This is a genomic window from Pseudomonas sp. MAG002Y (assembly GCF_019400845.1).
In the GTDB taxonomy this organism is placed as follows: domain Bacteria; phylum Pseudomonadota; class Gammaproteobacteria; order Pseudomonadales; family Pseudomonadaceae; genus Chryseomonas; species Chryseomonas luteola.
The window spans coordinates 139,880-157,944 of record NZ_WOEJ01000010.1 but is presented as its reverse complement, the minus strand read 5'-3'; the positions used below and the strand labels follow the sequence as shown (position 1 = coordinate 157,944).

17 protein-coding genes are annotated in these 18,065 nt (G+C 57.6%); 14 read left to right on the top strand and 3 right to left on the bottom strand.

Going from position 1 to position 18,065, the window contains the following annotated elements; all coding sequences use genetic code 11:
* Positions 1-10 precede the first annotated feature (10 nt).
* The 3 genes from uxuA to GM154_RS26005 all read left to right on the top strand — a co-directional run bounded on the left by uxuA (position 11) and on the right by GM154_RS26005 (position 3,436).
* Complete coding sequence (uxuA, locus tag GM154_RS15785) at positions 11-1,189, top strand: mannonate dehydratase (protein ID WP_219652742.1); 1,179 nt, start codon at positions 11-13, stop codon at positions 1,187-1,189.
* Between the two features lie 18 nt (positions 1,190-1,207).
* Entirely contained in the window at positions 1,208-2,767 is a 1,560-nt protein-coding gene (locus GM154_RS15780) for a UxaA family hydrolase (RefSeq protein ID WP_219652741.1), read from the top strand.
* Positions 2,768-3,292: 525 nt separating this feature from the next.
* Positions 3,293-3,436 carry a hypothetical protein gene (locus GM154_RS26005; RefSeq protein WP_219652740.1) on the top strand — a complete coding sequence of 48 codons (144 nt, stop codon included), beginning with the start codon at positions 3,293-3,295 and terminating at the stop codon, positions 3,434-3,436.
* A 194-nt stretch (positions 3,437-3,630) separates the two neighbouring features.
* Here GM154_RS26005 and GM154_RS15770 read toward each other — a convergent pair whose 3' ends face one another.
* Positions 3,631-4,635, bottom strand: coding sequence for a GntR family transcriptional regulator (locus GM154_RS15770; protein WP_219652739.1), 1,005 nt, complete (start codon positions 4,633-4,635; stop codon positions 3,631-3,633).
* Positions 4,636-4,920: 285 nt separating this feature from the next.
* On the opposite strand from GM154_RS15770, the gene GM154_RS15765 reads away from it, so the two are divergent.
* The 8 genes from GM154_RS15765 (at position 4,921) to GM154_RS15730 (ending at position 12,792) form a co-directional block, all read left to right on the top strand.
* On the top strand, positions 4,921-6,291 hold the full coding sequence (locus GM154_RS15765; protein WP_374940324.1) for an amidase: 1,371 nt from the start codon (positions 4,921-4,923) through the stop codon (positions 6,289-6,291).
* A 72-nt stretch (positions 6,292-6,363) separates the two neighbouring features.
* Positions 6,364-7,245 carry a polysaccharide deacetylase gene (locus tag GM154_RS15760; protein WP_019365736.1) on the top strand — a complete coding sequence of 294 codons (882 nt, stop codon included), beginning with the start codon at positions 6,364-6,366 and terminating at the stop codon, positions 7,243-7,245.
* A gap of 27 nt (positions 7,246-7,272) precedes the next feature.
* Complete coding sequence (locus GM154_RS15755) at positions 7,273-8,628, top strand: MFS transporter (protein WP_219652738.1); 1,356 nt, start codon at positions 7,273-7,275, stop codon at positions 8,626-8,628.
* Positions 8,629-8,643: 15 nt separating this feature from the next.
* Positions 8,644-9,414 carry an SDR family NAD(P)-dependent oxidoreductase gene (locus tag GM154_RS15750; RefSeq protein WP_219652737.1) on the top strand — a complete coding sequence of 257 codons (771 nt, stop codon included), beginning with the start codon at positions 8,644-8,646 and terminating at the stop codon, positions 9,412-9,414.
* A 46-nt stretch (positions 9,415-9,460) separates the two neighbouring features.
* Complete coding sequence (locus tag GM154_RS15745) at positions 9,461-10,210, top strand: SDR family NAD(P)-dependent oxidoreductase (RefSeq protein WP_019365739.1); 750 nt, start codon at positions 9,461-9,463, stop codon at positions 10,208-10,210.
* Positions 10,211-10,322: 112 nt separating this feature from the next.
* The gene (locus GM154_RS15740; protein WP_219652736.1) at positions 10,323-10,622 is read left to right on the top strand and encodes a hypothetical protein; all 300 of its coding nucleotides are present in this window, start codon (positions 10,323-10,325) and stop codon (positions 10,620-10,622) included.
* Positions 10,619-11,608, top strand: a complete 990-nt coding sequence (locus tag GM154_RS15735; protein ID WP_150347409.1) for a GTP-binding protein — start codon at positions 10,619-10,621, stop codon at positions 11,606-11,608. Before GM154_RS15740 ends, GM154_RS15735 begins: the two co-directional genes overlap by 4 nt.
* A complete protein-coding gene (locus GM154_RS15730; RefSeq protein ID WP_219652735.1) occupies positions 11,605-12,792 on the top strand; it encodes a PotD/PotF family extracellular solute-binding protein in 1,188 nt (395 codons plus the stop codon). The genes GM154_RS15735 and GM154_RS15730 overlap by 4 nt, the downstream gene beginning before the upstream one ends.
* A 158-nt stretch (positions 12,793-12,950) precedes the next feature.
* Here GM154_RS15730 and GM154_RS15725 read toward each other — a convergent pair whose 3' ends face one another.
* Complete coding sequence (locus GM154_RS15725; RefSeq protein ID WP_219652734.1) at positions 12,951-14,519, bottom strand: sigma-54-dependent transcriptional regulator; 1,569 nt, start codon at positions 14,517-14,519, stop codon at positions 12,951-12,953.
* A 278-nt stretch (positions 14,520-14,797) separates the two neighbouring features.
* On the opposite strand from GM154_RS15725, the gene phhA reads away from it, so the two are divergent.
* From phhA to GM154_RS15710, 3 genes are read left to right on the top strand one after another with little or no spacing between them, the layout of a single operon-like run.
* The gene (gene phhA, locus GM154_RS15720) at positions 14,798-15,583 is read left to right on the top strand and encodes a phenylalanine 4-monooxygenase (RefSeq protein WP_010798294.1); all 786 of its coding nucleotides are present in this window, start codon (positions 14,798-14,800) and stop codon (positions 15,581-15,583) included.
* Positions 15,584-15,600: 17 nt separating this feature from the next.
* Positions 15,601-15,963 carry a 4a-hydroxytetrahydrobiopterin dehydratase gene (locus GM154_RS15715; protein ID WP_019365745.1) on the top strand — a complete coding sequence of 121 codons (363 nt, stop codon included), beginning with the start codon at positions 15,601-15,603 and terminating at the stop codon, positions 15,961-15,963.
* Positions 15,960-17,156 (top strand): amino acid aminotransferase, encoded by a 1,197-nt coding sequence (locus GM154_RS15710; RefSeq protein WP_219652733.1) that lies wholly within the window; start codon positions 15,960-15,962, stop codon positions 17,154-17,156. The genes GM154_RS15715 and GM154_RS15710 overlap by 4 nt, the downstream gene beginning before the upstream one ends.
* Positions 17,157-17,186: 30 nt before the next feature.
* On the opposite strand, the gene GM154_RS15705 is transcribed toward GM154_RS15710, so the two are convergent.
* Positions 17,187-17,975, bottom strand: coding sequence for an SDR family oxidoreductase (locus GM154_RS15705; RefSeq protein ID WP_219652732.1), 789 nt, complete (start codon positions 17,973-17,975; stop codon positions 17,187-17,189).
* Between the last annotated feature and the right edge of the window lie 90 nt (positions 17,976-18,065).

Here is an 18,065-nt window from a genome sequence, read left to right as displayed (position 1 = left end):
GAGCGAAGTCATGGAGCATACCTGGCGCTGGTTCGGCCCTAACGACCCCATCAGCTTGAGCGACATTCGGCAGACCGGTGCGACAGGCATCGTCACGGCCTTGCATCAGGTTCCCAACGGGGGAGTCTGGACAGTAGAGGCGATCAGTGAACGAAAGGCGATGATCGAGGCAGCTGGACTGACCTGGTCGGTGGTGGAAAGTATTCCCGTTCACGAGGATATCAAGCGAGGCTGTGGCCGCCGCGATGACTACATTGGCAACTACCAACAGAGCCTTCGCAATCTCGCGGCGTGCGGTATCGACATCGTCTGCTATAACTTCATGCCCATCCTCGACTGGACCCGTACGGACCTCGCATGGCCGCTGGAGGATGGCGGGTGGGCACTACGCTTTGATCAGGATGCATTTGCCGCGTTTGATCTCTTTATCCTCAAGCGTGAAGGCGCCGAGGCGGACTACACCGAGGACGATATCCAGCGGGCCCGTACCTATTTTGACAACCTGGACGACACCCGGCGCGATACGCTCGTTGCTACCTTGATTGCCGGTCTGCCAGGCGCTGAAGAGCACTATAGCCTGGATGATTTCAAAGGACTGCTTGCGACCTATGCGGACATCGACGCGGAGCAGCTTCGGGAAAACCTGGGCTACTTTCTCAAGGCCATTGTGCCGGTGGCGGAGGAGGCGGGCGTACGCATGGCCATTCACCCCGACGACCCGCCACGGCCTCTTCTGGGCTTGCCTCGTATCGTGTCTACCGCACAGGACGCCCAATGGCTTCTTGATGCGGCACCCAGTCCGGCCAACGGGTTGACCTTTTGCACCGGATCCTACGGGGTGCGTGCAGATAACGACCTCGTTGCCATGGCTCGGCAGTTTGCGCCTCGCATCTATTTCACTCACCTGCGCTCGGTGAAGCGCGAGGCTGATCCGCGCAGCTTTCACGAAGCGCATCATCTGGCTGGAGACGCAGACATGGTTGGTGTGATCCGTGAGCTGGTTCTGGAAGAGCGTCGACGCGAACATGAGCATGGCCCCCGACTTCCCCTGCGGCCCGATCATGGTCATCAGCTGCTGGATGATCAGCATCGCCGCACCAACCCCGGCTATTCATTGATCGGCCGTCTCAAAGGATTGGCAGAGTTGCGCGGGGTAGAGCTGGCCGTGCGTCAATTACTGCAAAATTGACATTACCGTGAGAACGCCATGGAACTGATAATAAAAACAGGCGGTATCGATACCGCCAAAGCCGTGATCCGCCTTCACCCGCAGGACGACGTCCTCGTGGCGCTACAGCCGCTGCCGGCAGGGCTTGCCATCGCGGAGGAGCGCGTAACCCTCAGTCAGCCCATTCCCGCAGGCCACAAGTTCTCGGTGCGCCGGATTGATAGCGGGCAACCGGTGCGCCGCTATGGTCAGATCATCGGCTTTGCCACGATCCCCATTATGCCCGGCGAGCACGTCCATGTTCATAACCTGGCGATGGGTGAGTTTGCCCGGGATTATGCTTTTGGAGAGGATGCCCACGTGCAGGCCTTTCCCACCGAGGGGCCGATGTTTCAAGGTATCGTCCGCCCGGATGGTCGTATAGCGACGCGCAACTATATCGGTATCCTGACCTCGGTAAATTGCTCGGCGACTGTAGCTCGGGCAGTGGCTGACTATTTTCGGCGGGATATCAATCCGGCCGCCCTGGCGCCTTATCCCAATGTGGATGGCGTCGTCGCGCTGACGCATAGCTCCGGCTGCGCTGTAGATTCAGCAGGCGAACCTCTGGCCATCTTGCGCCGCACTCTGGGCGGATATGCCGTCCATCCCAATTTCGCGGCGGTCATGGTGATCGGACTTGGCTGCGAAACCAACCAGATCGAAGGCATGATGGCGGCTCAGGGGCTGGAAACGACCGCAACACTGCGTACGTTCACCATTCAGGATACGGGAGGTACGGCCAAGACCGTAGCCAAAGGCATTGCGTATGTGAAAGACCTCTTGAACGAAGCCAATCGCATCGAGCGCCAGCCTGTGAGTGCCCGTCATTTGATAGTAGGCCTGCAATGCGGCGGCTCGGATGGCTACTCCGGTATTACCGCCAATCCGGCCCTGGGTAATGCGGTGGACCGATTGGTAGCCTGCGGTGGTACGGCTATCCTGTCCGAAACACCGGAAATATATGGTGCCGAGCATCTGCTGACCCGTCGGGCTACCAGCCGTGAGGTAGGCGAAAAGCTCATCGAGCGCATCCATTGGTGGGAAGAGTATTGCCGACGCACGGGAGCGGAAATGAACAACAACCCGTCTGCAGGCAACAAGGCGGGTGGCCTTACGACCATTCTGGAAAAATCGCTTGGCGCGGTAGCGAAAGCCGGATCAAGTAACTTGATGGCTGTCTATGAATATGCCGAGCCGGTAAGGGCTCAGGGACTGGTGTTCATGGACACGCCCGGCTATGACCCGGTTTCCGCTACCGGGCAGGTGGCGGGTGGCGCAAATCTTATTGCCTTTACCACCGGACGGGGCTCAGCCTATGGATGCGCACCGGCGCCCTCGATCAAGCTCTCGACCAATAATGCTCTCTGGCAGCGTCAGGAAGAGGACATGGACATCAACTGTGGCGAAATCGCGACCGGTACGCTGACCATCGAAGCATCCGGGGCTGAGATTTTCGAAAAAATGCTCAGGATTGCCTCGGGCGAGCGCAGCAAGAGCGAGCAGCACGGTTATGGACAGAATGAATTCGTTCCCTGGCATATTGGCGCCATCACATAATCTGTTCTGCTGCGCGGTGTGATCTTTCCTGTATCGGCACCGGCGGGTCAACCAACAGCCTGCCGGCGCTGCCGTGTGAGGCATGCTGATGGTTGGCCCCTTCAGCCGCCGGTTCTATGCCATTCGGCGAGCGCAGCGTGCTGTTGTATCTAGGGCGCATCTACTAATAACGCTCAAACGGCCTGCCTGGTACCGGATAATTATGCCAACCCGAGGCTGGTACTGGATGCAGGACCGGCAAACCCTCTGGTTAACACAGGTAGGCCCTGGAGACACAATCGGCGGAATCGAGTGGAGCTCATCGGTAGATCCGCTCAATTCGCAAATCTATGTGTCGATCATAGCTCCTCGAACAGAACCACACGGTGACGCCTGATCTCCAGAAAAGCAGAAAGGGTGGTATGTGGTCCGCGCTGGCCGGATTCTCTGGCAAGCGCCTGCCACCGGTACCAATCCGGTGACGTCAAAATAGACTGTCGGGTTAGGGCGGTAGCTTCGTCGCCGGGTCTGGTGTATGCCGGTTCGATGTCCGGTGACATGGTAGTGCTCGATGCCAATACCGGGACCACGATCTGGAAGTGTGTGTTGGGGATCGGTAGCCAGTTCAGCATTGACCCCGTACAAAGCATCCTGTCTGACCTTAAGAGGCTTTTTCAGATGAAAATATGAGGCACGCTTTAACGTTAATTTAATATTAATAAATAACATTAAATTAAGTAATTAATTACTTGATTTATAGCAATTAACTTTTTCAAAATGATCAGTATTGAGCTGACCTTTTTTAGCTGTCCAGCACCGAAGAGCCTTTTACTTAAAGTTAGATATAGAGTCAACTTGGCAAGTTAACTCATTGAAATTAAACGCTAACTAAGTCTAGTCAAATACCCTGGCAACTCAGGGTCTGGAAGTACGGAAAGTACCTTGAGACGTTGAAGCGTTCTGTCTCGCGCTCGAATCAAGTGATCCCGCAGGTTCAAGGCCGCTGAGTCCACAGCACCATGTAGCAGGGATTCGATGATCAGTCGATGCTCGGTCAGCATGGCTTCGTTACCACCGGTCTGGACAGCTTCATAGAAAATCCGGCCTATGTTCATTGGGCTCTGGCTGTGCCGAATAAGTGTGGCCATTTTGCGGTTGCGGATTCCACTCAGGCATTGACCGTGTAGATCATGCTCGATGATCTCAATTACCTGACGCGAAGGCCCCCCCTGAAGAGCTTGCGCCTTGAGAATACGTTCCAACATTGCGATAAGTGCCGCTCGGGTAAGGGTTGGAGCGTTCTGTCGCAAGGCTTCGGGTTCCAGTAGAGCCCGCAGCTCGTAATCCTCGGTAATGGCCTGTGCTGTCAGCGGACCGGCCAGCCACTGTGAGTAGGGCTCCTTTTCTAGCAGGCCACGATCCCGCAGGCGCATCAGGGCTTCCCGAACAACGCTGCGGCTGACCCCTAGATGATCCGCAGCGTCCTGCTCATCGAGCCGGTAATGACCAAATACCATGGCCTTGGATACGCAGGCGGAAATGTCATCGAATACCCGCTCTCCGAGTGGCCGGGTATCGATAGGCTCAAGGCCCAGGAGCTGACGGCTGAGGGCAAGGCGCTTGGGTTCAAGTTCAAGATTGTTTGGGTTGATCAGATAACCGCGGCCTTCGAAACGGGAGAGTAACCCTTCCTCATAGAGCATGGTTAAGGCCTGACGAACCGGCACCCGACTCGTACCAAATAGTTGGGCTAGTGGTGCTTCAACCAGGACGAGGCCAGCTTCGGCACGGCCTCCAAGTATCGCGTCCCGAAGGGCATTCCGGATCATGCCGTAACGGGGAACGGCGGCCCGCCCATCTTCATAGCTTGCGGAGTCTTCAGCAGTCATTCGCAGGTTTCCATCCGATGATCGTGGAATTCTCTCACAGTCGTTTTAGGTGTTTCTGCTCGACTTGCCATGCACTACGTTGGGGCCTTTTGAGACAGTGTGTTACTTAAATGCACAAAAATGGATCTTTTTTAATAAATACATTTTTGTGCATCGTTAAATAATCTCAACCTAATAGCTCTGCGACGCATGGTTCAGGCGTTCGTAGAGTTACAAAAAGAATCTGGCACAATCAGTGCTTGCAATAAATGTACTAATTAAAATATGTACATTTAGAGGTGGATTGTGTCAGTCACTCGGTCAGGCCTTTTAGCAAACGATGGCCTCACGCTGGCGGCGGCCTATCGTATGGGTGCTACCGATCCGGTTGCCGTGTTAGAGAAAACGCTGGAGAGCGCTAGGCAGGCAGAGCACGTTTTTATTTTCTTGGATCCTGAGCGGGCACGTCGTGAGGCAGAGGCGTCATGGGCACGCTGGAAGGCCGGCCAACCGTTATCTGTATTGGATGGGGTGCCAATCGCCTGGAAGGACCTGTTTGACGTGTCGGGCAGCGTGACAACAGCGGGCGCTGCCGTTCGAAGAGGCTCGCCCGTAGCAACCACCGATGCGTATCTGGTCCGGCAGTTAGCTCGCGCAGGGCTGGTAAGCGTGGGCAAGACCAACCTCAGCGAGTTAGCTTATTCAGGTCTTGGTCTCAATCCGCATTTCGGCACACCGGCTAATGCAGCCTCAGCTCAGGAAAGACGTATTCCGGGCGGCTCTTCCTCTGGCTCCGGGGTCGCAGTAGGTGCGGGCATCGTTCCAATTGCCATGGGCACTGATACTGCCGGCTCGATTCGTATTCCGGCGGCGTTGAATGGCGTGGTGGGTTATCGCAGTACAACGGCCCGGTACCCCATGGATGGTGTGTTCCCGTTGGCTCGAACCCTGGATGCCCTGGGACCGATAACCCGAAGCGTTCGTGATGTACTTATGCTTGATGCGCTGATCAAGGGAGCGACGTCCAACGCCCCAGAGGCGCTCCCTGTAAGGGGGCTGCGCTTGCGGGTTGATCCTGATGTGTTGATCGATTCCCGTGTAGAGCCTGCTGTACGAGAAAATCTCGAACAGGCCCTTAAACAGCTTTGCAACGCAGGCGCCTTGGTTGACTACCGTCCAGTTCAGGCCCTCCAACAGACCTTGAAGGTGATTGAAACCGAGGGCTGGCTTGGTTCTGCCGAAGCGTTCACTTTGCACGAGGCGCTACTGGGCAGCCCTGAAGCAGACCAGCTGGACCCGCGGGTTCGTACCCGCCTCGAGGCGGCGCGTCACTTTCCGGCCAGTCGGCAGATAAAGCTTTATCAGGCACGGGAACGGTTACAGCGCGAAATGACCCTTGAGCTCGACGGGGCCGTCCTGGTGACACCGACCGTCGCCCATGTCGCTCCGTTACTCGAGCCGCTGGAGCGCGACGATGCGCTGTTCATCGCCACCAATCTTGCCACGCTTCGCCTGACCATGCCCGGCAGTCTGCTGGACATGCCCGGAGTTTCGCTGCGTAGCGGATGCGACGGTGATGGCTTGCCGACGGGCCTGTTGTTATCCGTGCCCAGCGGGGAGGATACCTACCTGCTTCGGGTCGCCTTGGGCGTGGAAGCGGTCTTGCTCCAGCGCTAACGCTTTTTGACGCGCTGGAGTAGGGGCCCGGCTCTCTCCAGCGCCTCATAATACCGGGCAATGAGGTTAGGCATGGCAAAGGAAATCTTCGTTTCGATCGGTGTGGATGTGGACGCCGTAGCCGGTTGGCTGGGCTCCTACGGTGGTGAAGATTCGCCGGATGACATCTCCCGTGGCCTGTTCGCTGGTGAAGTTGGTGCTCCCCGTTTGCTCAACCTGTTCAAGAAGTATGGTCTGCGTACTACCTGGTTCATTCCGGGGCACTCGGTTGAAACTTTCCCCGAGCAGATGAAGGCCGTCGCTGAAGCCGGCCATGAGATTGGTATTCATGGTTACAGCCATGAAAATCCCATCGCGATGACTCCCGAACAGGAAGAGGCCGTGCTCGACAAATCCATCGAGCTGATCACGCAGTTGGCGGGCAAGCGTCCGACAGGCTACGTCGCGCCCTGGTGGGAGTTCAGCCGTGTCACCAATGAGCTTCTACTCAAGAAAGGTATCAAGTATGACCACAGCCTGATGCACAACGACTTTCATCCCTATTACGTACGGGTAGGCGACAGCTGGACCAAGATTGATTACAGCCAGCAGCCTGAGGCGTGGATGAAGCCGCTGGTTCGCGGGCAGGAAACAGATCTGGTCGAGATTCCGGCCAACTGGTACCTGGACGACCTGCCGCCCATGATGTTTATCAAGAAGTCCCCCAACAGCCATGGTTTCGTCAATCCTCGCCATTTAGAAGAGATGTGGCGTGACCAGTTCGACTGGGTTTACCGCGAACATGATTATGCCGTCTTCCCGATCACCATTCACCCTGATGTTTCAGGCCGCCCACAGGTTCTGTTGATGCTGGAGCGTTTCATCGAGCACATGCAGGGCCATGAAGGGGTGCGTTTCGTCACCATGGACGAGATTGCCGATGACTTCCTGCAGCGTCAGCCGCGCCAGCGCTGATCGTTCTTTTCCGTCGAGGAAACCGATATGACTACGCATGCTGCTACACCGCTTCAAACGGACCTGACGTCCGGCTGGAAACCTCAAACGCTGTCCTCAGGTGATGTGAAGTACGCAACCTGGATTGCGTTCTTTGCCTGGGTGTTTGCGGTCTATGACTTCATCCTGTTCGGTACCTTGTTGCCGGTCATGGGTGGCCACTATTCATGGAGCGAGGCCGAGCAGGCCGAAATCGCAACGTGGGTAGCCGTTGGAGGTGCAGTAGTAGCCTTTGCGATTGGCCCTATCGTGGATCGCATCGGGCGGCGTGGCGGCATCATGTTTACCATTGGAGGAGCGGCGCTGTGCTCGCTGTTGACGGCGATCTGTGCCGGCATGGGTAAGGGGGCCTTGATCGGTGTACGTTCCGTGGCAGGTCTGGGGTATGCAGAGGAAGGGGTCAACGCGACCTACCTGACCGAAATCTATGCGGCGTCTGATGATCCTAAGCTGATCAAGCGTCGCGGTTTTGTGTACAGCCTAGTGCAGAGCGGCTGGCCGGTCGGTGCCCTGATTGCGGCGGGACTAACTGCTTTGTTGCTGCCAGCCATAGGCTGGCAAGGCTGTTTCGTATTTGCCGCCGTACCGGCCTTTGTGATTGCAGTATTGGCCCGCAAGCTCAAAGAGAGCCCACAGTTCCAAGTACATCTGCGTATTGCTCAGTTGCGCAAGGCGGGTCAGGAAAGCGAGGCCCGCAGCCTGGCGTACGAGTATGACGTCGATTACGACGAGCATGCCAAGGCAGGGGTTGCGGCTGCATTTCGTGGTGCGGCGCTGCGCCCGACCGTTGTGCTAAGCGTGGCGATCCTGCTCAACTGGTCGGCCATTCAGGTCTTCAGTGTGCTCGGGACGTCGGTGATTGTCAGCGTTCATCATCTGTCGTTCGAAAATTCGCTGTGGATTCTAGTGCTGTCCAACCTGGTCGGTTTTATCGGCTACCTGTTCCATGGTTGGCTGGGTGACCGTATTGGTCGGCGCAACACCGTGGCGCTGGGCTGGATGTGCGGCGGACTGGCCTTTGCGGCTATGCTACAGGCACCCAGTGAGTTGATGCCTGTCGTGGCGCTGTACAGCCTCGGTCTGTTTTTTCTGACAGGGCCTTATTCGGCCATGTTGTTCTTCATGGGTGAAAGCTTTCCTACCAGTATCCGGGCTACCGGCGGTGCCATTGTGCATGCCATGGGTCCGGTCGGCGCCATTCTGGCAGGGTTGGGCATCACCAGCGTTCTGGGCGCCGGTGGTCAATGGCACAGCGCCGCGCTTTGGTTTGGTGCCTTGCCATGCTTTCTCTCCGGCGTTGTGATGTGGGCCGCGCGCCACGTCGAACCCTCCAGTCTCAAATAAAAAGTGGAGTGTGACATGACTATGAGTTCTCACCCCGTTGCCCTGGTTACCGGTGCCGCCAGCGGTATTGGTCAGGCCCTGGCTGTCGCGTATGCCCAGCAGGGCATACGCGTGGCAGGAGGCTATTTCCCGGGTGATCCCCATGATCACGAGGTGACACTTCGCCTGGTGGAAGAGGCTGGCGGTGAATGCCTGATGCAGCCGTTGGACGTAACCGAGAGCGCGTCGGTCGATGCGCTGGCGGAGGCCGCCATGGGACGCTTCGGCCGGTTGGATTATGCGATCGCCAATGCCGGTCTGTTACGCGCTTCGCCATTGCTGGAGATGACCGACGAGCGTTGGAACGAAATGCTCAACGTGGACCTGACAGGCGTCATGCGGACGTTCCGCGCGGCGGCTTGCCATATGGGCGAGGGGGGCGCAATGGTTGCCATCTCGTCGATTGCAGGGGGTGTCTATGGTTGGCAGAACCATGCTCATTACGCCTCGGCCAAGGCGGGTGTACCCGGGCTGTGTCGTTCCCTGGCAGTTGAACTGGCACCGCGTGGCATCCGCTGTAATGCGGTAATCCCGGGCTTGATCGAGACACCTCAGTCGCTGGATGCCAAGAACTCCCTTGGTCCGGAGGGACTGGCAAAGGCCGCACGTGCCATTCCGCTCGGGCGTGTGGGGCGTGCCGACGAGGTCGCCAGGCTGGTACGTTTCTTGACCAGTACCGAGGCGAGCTATATCACCGGGCAGAGCATTATCGTCGATGGTGGCCTGACGGTACGCTGGCCTGAATGAGATTAATGCCGACGGTGCCTGCACCGCGAACCAAAAGGAGAATGTCATGAAACAGTTGCAGGCGCGTCGCGCTGTTATCACCGGGGCTGCCAGCGGTATTGGCGCTGCTATCGCCCAGGCGTATGCTCGGGAAGGGGCTCGTCTGGTGGTGTGTGATCGTGATGCCGAACGGTTGGCTGTGACGGCGCAGCAGTGCCGTGCTCAAGGTGCCGACGTGATCGAGTGTGTGGCGGATGTCGGGACGCGAGAGGGTGCTCAGGCAGGTATAGATGTCTGCCTGCAAGCCTTTGGAGGGATCGATATTCTCGTCAACAATGCAGGGATGCTAACGCAGGCGCCCTGCGTTGAGCTGACCCAGACCATGTGGGATGACATGCTCAGAATAGATCTCACCAGCGTATTTATTGCCAGCCAGCGTGCATTGCCGCACATGCTGGCGCAGCGGTGGGGGCGCATCATTAATGTGGCCTCGCAGCTGGGTATCAAGGGCGGAGCGGAGTTGACCCATTATGCGGCCGCTAAGGCCGGAGTGATCGGCTTTACGAAATCCCTAGCGCTGGAAGTTTCCAAGGACAACGTACTGGTCAATGCCATTGCGCCGGGGCCGATCGAGACGCCGCTCGTCGATGGCATTAGTCAGGACTGGAAGGTTGCCAAAGCCAAGGAGCTGCCACTGGGGCGATTCGGCAGGGCTGAAGAGGTGGCACCAGTGGCCGTGCTCCTGGCCTCCGAGCCGGGTGGCAACCTGTTTGTCGGACAGACGCTGGGACCGAACTCAGGGGATGTCATGCCGTAACGAAGCGATGGGTGTTGTTATGCTCAACCACCGTTGCCATGCCGTTTCCTCGCAGGGCAGGTTGAGCAACCACCTACCCAAGTGGCTGGGTACACGATCATGAGGAGCTGACATGTGTGGGCTGTGTGGCCTGTTGGGCGAAGAGAGGCACTGGAGCGATCCCTTGGGTGATGAGTTGCCACGGCGTCGTGAACGGCTGCGGCGCATCAAGGCAATCAACCATGTGATTACACCGTTTCGTCTGAGTGTGACGGATTTTCAGGGCTCGGCGTATGTGGTACAGGGGGCGACCGGCCGGCAGGAAATTGCCCACGGACTGGACCAGTTGTGGCGCTCGGCAGAGTTGATTCTGGGCAGGCCACTGGACCCACTTGATGTGCGCCTGCTCGAACATCTGGAGATGCATCCATGAGCGTGCCGGTCAACGTGATTACCGGATTTCTGGGGAGCGGCAAGACTACGCTGCTCAAGCGCCTGCTCGCTGATGAACAACTGGGGGATACGGCGCTGCTGATCAACGAGTTTGGCGAAGTGGGTATCGACCATTTGTTGGTTGAGGAAGTGGCACCGGATACGGTGCTGCTTCCCAGTGGCTGTGTTTGCTGCTCCGTCAGGGAAGACCTCAAGCAGGCCTTGATCGATTTGCATGACAGGCGTAGCCGGGGCGCGGTACCGCCCTTCAAACGTGTACTACTGGAAACCACCGGGCTGGCCGATCCGGCACCGATTCTGGCTACCCTGACCCAGGATCCGCAGTTACGTGGCCGCTATCATCTAGGGTTGCTCATTACCGTGGTGGATGCGCAGCATGCCAAGCTGCAGCAGCGTCTGCATCCCGAATGGTTGGGGCAGGTTACTGCGGCGGACCGTCTGCTGATCAGCAAGATCGACCTAATCGAGCCGCCTGCTGTAGAGGCTTGTCGTGCGCAGCTCCAGGCATTGAATCCATCCGCCACCTTGGCTATTACCGCTGAGGTTCGCAGTGGGGATGAACTGCTCCTGGGCGAGGGGGTGCAGGGTCATGACGCTATGGCAGAGGTGCAGCGCTGGCAGCTCTTTGCACCGGTACCGAATGCCCGGCACGGTGACGCGGAGGTCTGCTGTCTGGAATTTGCTACACCGCTGGACTGGGTTGCCTTCGGCGTCTGGCTGTCGATGCTGCTAAGATGCCATGGTGAACGTATCCTCAGGGTCAAAGGTATTCTGGACGTGATCGACTCCCCTGAGCCCATCGTCATTCATGGCGTACAGCACTGCCTGCATGCGCCTGTACATCTACCGGCCTGGCCCGGAGGGGCGCGTTGCTCGCGCCTGGTCTTTATCGTAAGAGGATTGGATACCGGCCTTCTCAAGCGCTCCTTTGCTGCCTTTCTGGGGCGTTTGGGGGCTGCGGCATGAGCGAGCCTGTCACGCTTCGTGTCTTGGGCACCTCGGTAACGCTGCTCGAATCCATCCGTCAGCGTGCCGAAGAGGAACTCGGTATCCGTCTAGTCTACGAGATCCACAATGTCCAGCAGGCGCAGCGTATTGCAGTCATGCAGCCGGAACGCTACGACCTTTATGATCAATGGTTTCACAACGTGGATTTCGTGTGGCCTGCCGGGGCCATCCAGCCGATCGACATTCGCCGGATTGCGTTATGGGATGAAATCAACGATTTGCCCAAGCGGGGAAGGCTCCACACCAGTGATAAATTGGGTGCTGGCAGCCTGCCTAGCGAGCGGCTGTTCGTTCAGCATGATGGCAACCTGGGAGGTCAGCCTACCGAGCGGATCAGTATGCTGCCACTGACCCATAATGCTGACAGCTTTGCCTACCGCCCGGAGCGGCTGCCCGACACGCTCGCTGCAACCGAAGAGAGCTGGTCCTGGCTGATCAATGAGGGTTGGTGCGGCCATATTGCTTTACAGAGCGATGCCGCCATCGGCGCGCTCGACGCAGCGCTGGCGTTACAGGCGGCTGGTCTTGCACGATTCGAGAATCTGGGCAATCTTCGGCTAGATGAAATCGACCAGCTGGCAGACCTTCTGATCAAAAAACAGCATCATGGCCATTTCGCCGCGTTCTGGTCGGACGATCAGGAAGCCGGCCGGCTGATGCTCGACCCTGCTGTTTCCATCCAGAGCCTATGGTCACCCACCCTGATGCAGCTCCATCGGGCCGGTATCCAGTATCGCCTCGCGGTTCCGAAGGAGGGATATCGAGCCTGGTTCGGCGGACTATCGTTGTCACGTCGGGCTGAAGGACGCGTCAAGGACGCTGCCTATGCCTATTTGAACTGGTGGCTGTCCGGCTGGCCTGGCGCCGTCATGGCACGGCAAGGTTTCTATATCTCCAATCCGCCCCGCGCCCGTGATTACATGAGCGCAGCCGAATGGGATTACTGGTATGACGGCAAGCCCGCGCGCGAAGAGTTGCTGGGTAGTGACGGGCTTCCCCTGATCGACAGCGGCGAGCGCCGTGAAGGTGGGTCTTATGCGCAGCGCATGGGGCATATCAGCGTCTGGAATTCCGTGATGGATGAGCACAACTACCTGGTGCGTCGCTGGAATGACTTTCTGCGCGCTCGCAAGGCAGCCTGATAAGGCTGCCTAATTCACGCGTCGTTAACTGATCGGCAACCAGGCACGCTCTTGGGAGGACAGAACCGCAGTATCGATGATTTTCTGAATCTCCCACGCCTCACGAAAGTCCGGCCTGTGGCTAATTTGCCCGCAATGGCCTTATTGATTTTGGATGTTTAACCTGACGGCTCGGTATGCTGCCCGATACCGTATAAACGGAGCTTGTTGGCAATGGTGGTATGGGAGACGCCAAGTCGTTTTCCCAGTAAGCGGCTGCTGGGGTATTGGGTGATCAGCTGTTCCAGCACTGCCTTTTCGAATCGACCAACGATCTGGTCAAGATTACCGTCCAGCGTGAAGTGCCCCAGCGGTTGTGGGGTACCGTAATCCGGCAGGCGTATTTGCTCAGGTTTAACCACCTTGCCTTCGGCCAAGGAAACCGCTTGAAAGAGTGCGTTTTCAAGCTGACGCACATTGCCAGGCCAGGGGTAATGGCGTAGTCGCTCGAAGGCGGCAGGGGCCAAAGGCTTGAACGGGCAGCCGATCTGGCGGCTGGCTTGATCCAGAAAGTGTTCGACCAGCGGCTCCAGTCCATCGAGGCACTCTCGCAAGGGGGGGATGTGCAGCGAAAGCACATTGAGGCGATGGTACAGGTCCTGGCGGAATTCGCCTTGTACGCATAAATCGGACAGATCCTGCTGGGTGGCGCAGATGACACGGACGTCCAGGTAGACCTCCTCGTCGCTACCCACCCGGCGAAAAATCCCATCTTGCAGAAACCGAACTAGTTTGGCTTGAAGGCGCAGGCTCATCTCACCCACTTCATCCAGAAAGAGCGTGCCGCCGGCGGTAAGCTCAAGCAGTCCAAGCTTGCCCTCTGGCCGAGCCCCTTCGAATGCACCAGCGCTGTATCCAAACAGTTCCGTCTCAGCCATCGACTCGGGCAGCCCCGCACAGTTGAGCACCATGAAGGGGGCTTGACCGCGCGGGCTTGCCAGGTGACAGGCCCGCGCCAGCAGTTCTTTGCCGGTACCGGTTTCGCCGGTAATCAGCAGCGGCGCATCAAGAGGAGCCATGCGTCGCGCCTCCCGGACGACAGCAGCCATGGATCTGGAGCTTTGGAAGATGCTGTCAAACCCTCGAAGCTCCTGCTTGCGTACCTGATAGATACGCTCGCCCACCTGGTCGGCACGGTGCAGCGTCAGTACGGCGCCCGCCAGGGCCTCGCTGTCGTCATGCCCGGTCTGCAGGGGGGTAATATCGGCGAGAAAGACATCGCCCTTGATCTGAATACGCAGACCGTTGAGCCGGGATTTGTTGGCACGAACCAGCTCAGGCAAGTCCAGCTCATCCACATATTTTGAGAGTGCCATCCCGGGCACCTCGTCCACTCGGGCACCCAATAGCTGTGCTGCTGCGCGGTTGGCTGCAACGATATGGCCAGCCATATCAATCGACAGCACGGGAAACTCCAACGCGCCGAGCAGCGTATTGAGTTCCAGGTGACGACGCTCGCTGGGCATGAGGCTGATGCGCCAGATATCGAACACACCGGGGATGGCCGCGAGCTTGGGTCGCAGTGCCTGGAATTGCAGATTGATCAGATTAGGGCAGTAGAGATAGACCGTATTGCCTTGGTCGCCTCCCACCTCGCCACGGGCCACGTTAATCCCGTAGTCAGCCAACAGACTGAGCATGTCGCGCAGAATGCCTACGCGGTTCTGACACAAAACTTTGATTCGCATCGAGCGGGCCCATTGTTGTGATTATGGCGGGCGGTGCAGCCGAATTTTTCAGTGGGCCGCAAATTGAGTGTCAAGAATATGTGCCAGATAGGCCCTTTATCAAGTAAACCACACAGCCTGAAGTGAACCCTTAACAGTTTGCTGTAAAGATTTTCTTACGAATCATCTAGGCAACATATGCCGCCTTGATCTTTTACCCTTATACACACAGCCCGCCTTCGCGCTATTGCTAGAGCCATACAACAAGACCCAGCGGCATCCGCCGTCAAGGAGGCTACATGAAAGGTACGCAGTACGTGGCGAGAAAACCGGATGAGTCTGGTTTTATCCATTACTCGGATGATGAGCACGGTGTATGGAATACGTTGATCACCCGGCAGTTGAAGGTGATCGAAGGCAAGGCCTGCCAGGAATACCTGGACGGTATTACCCAACTTGATCTGCCTATGGACCGCATACCCCAGTTGTCCGAAGTCAACCGCGTACTGGAACGCACCACGGGCTGGCGCGTGGCACAAGTGCCAGCGTTGATCCCTTTCGAGACGTTTTTCGCCTTGTTGGCTAGCCAGCAGTTTCCAGTCGCCACGTTCATTCGAACCCGTGAAGAACTGGACTATTTGCAGGAGCCCGATATCTTCCATGAAATCTTTGGCCATTGCCCGCTGCTGACCAATCCCTGGTTTGCCGAATTCACCCATACCTACGGCAAGTTGGGGCTCGCTGCCTCCAAGGAAGAGCGCATCTTCCTGGCGCGCCTGTACTGGATGACCATTGAGTTTGGACTGGTGGATACGCCGATGGGACGTAAGATCTATGGAGGCGGTATCCTGTCATCGCCCAAGGAGACGGTGTATTCGCTTTCGGCCGAACCCGAGCACCTGCCGTTCGACCCCATCGAGGCCATGCGTACCCCGTATCGAATCGATATTCTGCAACCCGTCTATTTCGTGTTGCCTGAACTCAAGCGGCTATTCCAGGTCGCTCATGAAGACATCATGGGCATGGTTCGCGAGGCCATGCAGCTCGGGCTTCACAAGCCCCGCTTTTCGCCCAAAGCAGCCTGATATTACAAGGAGAAGACATGACTGCTACCGCTCTGAAACAAGGCCACTGCGAAGCCTGTAGCGCCGATGCCCCCAAAGTCAGCGAAGAAGAGCTGGCGGAGCTGATTCGGCAGATTCCGGACTGGAACATTGAAGTGCGTGACGGAATCATGCAGCTCGAAAAGGTCTTCCGCTTCAAGAATTTTCGCCATGCGCTGGCGTTCACCAATGCCGTTGGCGCTATTGCTGAGGAAGAAGGGCATCATCCCGGCCTCTTGACCGAATGGGGCAAGGTGACGGTGACCTGGTGGAGCCATTCGATCAAAGGACTTCATCGCAACGATTTCATCATGGCGGCCCGCACGGACGAGGTGGCGGCTACAGCGGAGGGGCGCAAGTGAGCCATTTTAAGACGGTCGACTGGGTAGCCGGCGACCCGATCATGGGGCTGCTTGAAGCGTTTCGAGCCGATCCTAACCCCGCCAAGCTGGATCTGGGCGTAGGCTTATATAAGGATCGGCAAGGCCTTACTCCCATTCCCAAAGCCGTCAAACTGGCGGAGCAGGCATTGATCGGCAACGAACAGACCAAGAGCTATGTTGGCGGCCACGGCGATGTGAGCTTCGGGACCTACCTGCTGCACCTTGTTCTAGGTGCACATAGCGCGGTAATCGATGACAAACGGGCCGGCTGTACCCAGACCGTCGGTGGTACAGGAGCCCTGCGGCTAACAGGAGAGTTCATTGCGCAGTGTCTGCCAGGCAAGGGCGTCTGGTTGAGTCAGCCAACCTGGCCGATTCACGAAACGCTGTTCAGGGCCGCCGGGCTCGCCGTGCAGCATTACCCCTATGTGGGAGCAGATAACCGTCTTGATGTAGCCGGTATGCTCGAAGCCATGCGGCAGATTCCCAAAGGTGACGTCATTCTGTTGCACGCCTGTTGTCATAATCCGACTGGCTTCGATTTGAGTCGGGCCGATTGGCAGCAGGTATTGGGGATCGTGAAGGAGCGCGAGCTGCTGCCCTTGTTCGACTTTGCCTATCAGGGGTTTGGCGACGGGCTGGAAGAAGACGCCTGGGCTGTCAGGTTATTTGCCCAGGCGTTGCCAGAGCTTTTGACTACCAGCTCCTGCTCGAAGAACTTTGGTCTGTACCGTGAACGTACGGGAGGGCTGATCGTGGTGGCGGAAGATGCAGATCGTCTTCTGGCCGTACGCAGCCAGCTCGCCTCGATTGCCCGTAATCTCTGGTCTACGCCGCCTTCCCATGGTGCGGCGGTCGTGGCCGAGATCCTGGGTACTGCTTCATTACGCACAATGTGGGAGGAAGAAGTCAATGCCATGCGCACGCGTATCACGAGCTTGCGCAAGGGACTGGTCGAAGCACTGATCCCCTTTGGCTTGAACGAGCGCTTTGCTCATATTGCCGAGCAACGCGGTATGTTCTCGTATACAGGACTCACCGCTGAGCAGGTCGCACAGCTCAAGGCGCGTTATAGCGTTTATCTCGTCAGTAGCGGCAGGGCCAATATCGCCGGGCTGGACGAGAACCGGCTCGATGAACTGGCACGTGCGATTGCTGAGGTCTCTCGGTAGCGGAAAAGCCGGCAATCGCCGGCTTTTCTTTCAGAACGTGCCCTGGTAATGCCCACCATCGAGCAACACGTTCTGGCCGGTCATGTAACTCGCATGTTGGCTGCATAGAAAAGCACACACCGCACCGAATTCATCTGCCGTGCCGAAGCGTCTGGCGGGGATCGTTTGTAATCGCTGCTGAACGATATCTGCTACCGGCTTGCCAGTGGACTGTGCAGAACGCTCCAGCGTGTTCTGTAGCCGATCGGTATCGAAAGAGCCTGGCAGAAGGTTGTTGATCGTAACGTTGCGCTCCGCCAGACGAGCCTGACGCGCAAGCCCGGCGACAAACCCCGTCAGGCCGCTGCGTGCGCCATTGGACAATCCTAGAATATCGATAGGCGCCTTGACGGCAGAGGACGTGATATTCACGACACGACCGAATCCTCGCTCCGCCATGCCATCAACGGTTGCTTTGATCAGGTCGATGGGCGTCAGCATATTAGTCTCGACGGCGCTCAGCCAGTCCTCCCGCGTCCAGTCACGAAAGTCTCCCGGCGGAGGTCCGCCTGCGTTGTTCACAAGGATGTCGACCTGTGGACATTGAGTCAGGAGTGCCTGTCTGACGTTTTCATCACTGATATCGCCTGCGACACAGCGGACCTCAATAGCAGGATTAAGCGAGCGTAGAAATGTGGCGGTCCCCTCCAGTGCTTCAAGGCCGCGTGCATTGATTACCAGGTTGACGCCTTCCTGAGCTAACGCACTGGCACAGCCTTTACCCAGCCCCTTGCTGGCAGCACATACTACTGCCCAGCGTCCCGAAATGCCTAAATCCATTGCTCTTCCTCCGGTTGCGAACACGCAAGATCGGAGCATTAGGCTACAGCGGGAGGGAAAAGTTGATACAGAGGAGGAGCCTGGACCCTT

Bases quoted from the DNA above. Each gene is read 5' to 3' on its own strand.
- uxuA (WP_219652742.1), top strand. From the start codon at position 11: ATGGAGCATACCTGGCGCTGGTTCGGCCCTAACGACCCCATCAGCTTG.
- GM154_RS15780 (WP_219652741.1), top strand. From the start codon at position 1,208: ATGGAACTGATAATAAAAACAGGCGGTATCGATACCGCCAAAGCCGTG.
- GM154_RS26005 (WP_219652740.1), top strand. From the start codon at position 3,293: ATGTCCGGTGACATGGTAGTGCTCGATGCCAATACCGGGACCACGATC.
- GM154_RS15770 (WP_219652739.1), bottom strand. From the start codon at position 4,635: ATGACTGCTGAAGACTCCGCAAGCTATGAAGATGGGCGGGCCGCCGTT.
- GM154_RS15760 (WP_019365736.1), top strand. From the start codon at position 6,364: ATGGCAAAGGAAATCTTCGTTTCGATCGGTGTGGATGTGGACGCCGTA.
- GM154_RS15755 (WP_219652738.1), top strand. From the start codon at position 7,273: ATGACTACGCATGCTGCTACACCGCTTCAAACGGACCTGACGTCCGGC.
- GM154_RS15750 (WP_219652737.1), top strand. From the start codon at position 8,644: ATGACTATGAGTTCTCACCCCGTTGCCCTGGTTACCGGTGCCGCCAGC.
- GM154_RS15745 (WP_019365739.1), top strand. From the start codon at position 9,461: ATGAAACAGTTGCAGGCGCGTCGCGCTGTTATCACCGGGGCTGCCAGC.
- GM154_RS15740 (WP_219652736.1), top strand. From the start codon at position 10,323: ATGTGTGGGCTGTGTGGCCTGTTGGGCGAAGAGAGGCACTGGAGCGAT.
- GM154_RS15735 (WP_150347409.1), top strand. From the start codon at position 10,619: ATGAGCGTGCCGGTCAACGTGATTACCGGATTTCTGGGGAGCGGCAAG.
- GM154_RS15730 (WP_219652735.1), top strand. From the start codon at position 11,605: ATGAGCGAGCCTGTCACGCTTCGTGTCTTGGGCACCTCGGTAACGCTG.
- GM154_RS15725 (WP_219652734.1), bottom strand. From the start codon at position 14,519: ATGCGAATCAAAGTTTTGTGTCAGAACCGCGTAGGCATTCTGCGCGAC.
- phhA (WP_010798294.1), top strand. From the start codon at position 14,798: ATGAAAGGTACGCAGTACGTGGCGAGAAAACCGGATGAGTCTGGTTTT.
- GM154_RS15715 (WP_019365745.1), top strand. From the start codon at position 15,601: ATGACTGCTACCGCTCTGAAACAAGGCCACTGCGAAGCCTGTAGCGCC.
- GM154_RS15705 (WP_219652732.1), bottom strand. From the start codon at position 17,975: ATGGATTTAGGCATTTCGGGACGCTGGGCAGTAGTATGTGCTGCCAGC.